Raw genomic sequence first — 2,013 nt, 5'->3', positions numbered from 1 at the left:
TTCCTGAACCAGTTCGGGTTCAACCTTTACGTTGTACTGGGCCATGGCCTGGTAGAAGCCCTTTAGCCGGTCGCGCCCAAGCACACTGTTCATCGGGCCTGAAATGAGCCCGATTTTCTTATGACCCAGATGGATCAGGTACTCAGTCGCTTTACGTGCACTGCTTACATTATCGATGGATACGGTGGGTACGTTGACACCTTCTAAGTACTCGCAAGCTAGAACCACAGGATACTCAAGGGCAATTTTCTCAACGATCTTCGCCTCAATCCCAGCCGTCAGCAAGATCATTCCGGCAGCCTTTTTTTGGCGGAGGACATTCAGGTATCCTTTCCCCTGCTCCGCATTGTTGGCCGAGTCGCCAAGCAGAACCTGGTATCCATGCTCGATGGCGACCGATTCTATGCCTCTCAACACCTTTGAAAAGAAGGTGTTCGTTATATCCGGGACCACAACCAATATCGTGGTCGTTTCCGACAGCCTCAACTGGCGGGCTGCTGCATTGGGCTGGTAGTTTAATAGCTCAATCACTTTCATGACCTTTTTCATCGTCTCTTCCGCTACTGTTTCCGGTTTGCTCAGCACCCTGGACACCGTAGCAATCGATACATTTGCCTGCTCAGCTACATCTCTTATCCCTGCCATATCTAGACTCTCTCTTCTGTTTTTGTGTTTCGTTTGGCTATCTATAACGGCATTGTAATCGCATACATTTTAATTGTCTAACCGCTTTCAGACCGCGTTTTCTTCCATTCGGACCAGGCTTTTTTAATATTCGAACGTCTAATTGATCCAGCGGAACAAAAAAATCACAAATTGTAAAAAATAAAAAAACTCAGCCTAGTTGGCTGAGTTTTCTATAATGAATGGTTGGACAGTAGAATCGTTGTTTTGGACAGTAAATCACAATTTTTGGCCAGTAAGTTCTCGATTTTCGCTTGTGTTTCCGTGTTCAACCAATTTTAAGTGATCTTATAACGCCTTATACCGCTGCAGTTCGTCGACTTTATGCTTGGAAATCTTTGCAGTTTCACCGTAGTCCTTAAAATAGGCTTTGTACATTTGTCCCGCTGCTTCAATCCGCACGAGATGCTCCGCGTTGATGATATATGACCGGTGTGATGCCTGGAACCTCGAATCCAGAGCCACTTCCAAACTGGCCAACGGTTCATTGGTCTCATAGGATTTGTTTTTCGTATGAATGACAGACTTGCGGTCCATCCGTTCAATAAACAAAATGTCGTCCAACGGGATAAAAATGATGTTTCTCTGCTGCTTGATCTTCAGGTCTTTTTTAACGGTCGGCACCCTCTCCCCCTGGGAATAAATCACATGTGCCGCCCTATCCAAAGCTCCATACAAGCGGTTCCGTTCGATCGGTTTCATCATATAGTCCACCGCCCTCACTTCGAATGCCTCAAGAGCATAATCGTCGTGTCCCGTAATAAAAATCACCTGCATGGACGGCTGGAATTCCTTGCACGCCTTGACAGCTTCCATCCCATTTAACAAGGGCATTCCGATGTCCACCAATGCCATATCCGGCTTTTCACTGGCGGCATATTTAATTAATTCCTCCCCGTTTTTTGCTTCTCCTACAATGTGGTAATCAGGCAGACTGTCGATAAACAGTTTAAGCAGTTTTCTTGATGAAGCATCATCCTCAGCAATCAGCACTTTCATCTCATCATCTCCCTTTTTCCTGCAGTGCATTTTGGATCCTTTCCGGTACCTCCATGTTATACACCAGCTTCCAGGCCTCCAGCATGTTCCTTTGGGTCACCTTTAATGCCGGCACCGCGACATAAGGCGGTGCCTGTCGGCCAAGAAGTGCGTAACCTGCCAAAATGGCTTCGGCCACTCCCTGTTGATACGGAAGTTGGGCGCCCAATCCTTTGATCAGTCCGTCACGAGCCATGTCCAGAGCAACATGGATACCAAGATCTGTCGTTGTGATGACCAAATCGTCTCTTCCTGCCTTGCGGGCCGCGGTCATCGCCCCTTCCGCTGGTA

2 protein-coding genes and 1 pseudogene are annotated in these 2,013 nt (G+C 47.4%); all 3 read right to left on the bottom strand.

The window, feature by feature from the left end; all coding sequences use genetic code 11:
• The coding region (locus ABHN01_RS25745; RefSeq protein ID WP_429877905.1) for a LacI family DNA-binding transcriptional regulator at positions 1 to 645 on the bottom strand (645 nt) is incomplete at its 3' end.
• 327 nt (positions 646 to 972) lie between these two features.
• Positions 973 to 1,683 (bottom strand): LytR/AlgR family response regulator transcription factor, encoded by a 711-nt coding sequence (locus ABHN01_RS25740; RefSeq protein WP_429877904.1) that lies wholly within the window; start codon positions 1,681 to 1,683, stop codon positions 973 to 975.
• Between the two features lie 4 nt (positions 1,684 to 1,687).
• Positions 1,688 to 2,013 (bottom strand): annotated as a pseudogene (locus ABHN01_RS25735) (substrate-binding domain-containing protein); the annotation flags it as partial.

This window comes from Fictibacillus sp. NRS-1165 (assembly GCF_050468105.1).
GTDB classification, from domain to species: Bacteria; Bacillota; Bacilli; order Bacillales; family Fictibacillaceae; genus Fictibacillus_C; species Fictibacillus_C terrinigri.
This window is presented reverse-complemented; position numbering and strand designations above follow the sequence as displayed.

Excerpts from the sequence above, each read along its gene's own strand:
- ABHN01_RS25740 (WP_429877904.1), bottom strand. The coding sequence starts at position 1,683 with ATGAAAGTGCTGATTGCTGAGGATGATGCTTCATCAAGAAAACTGCTT.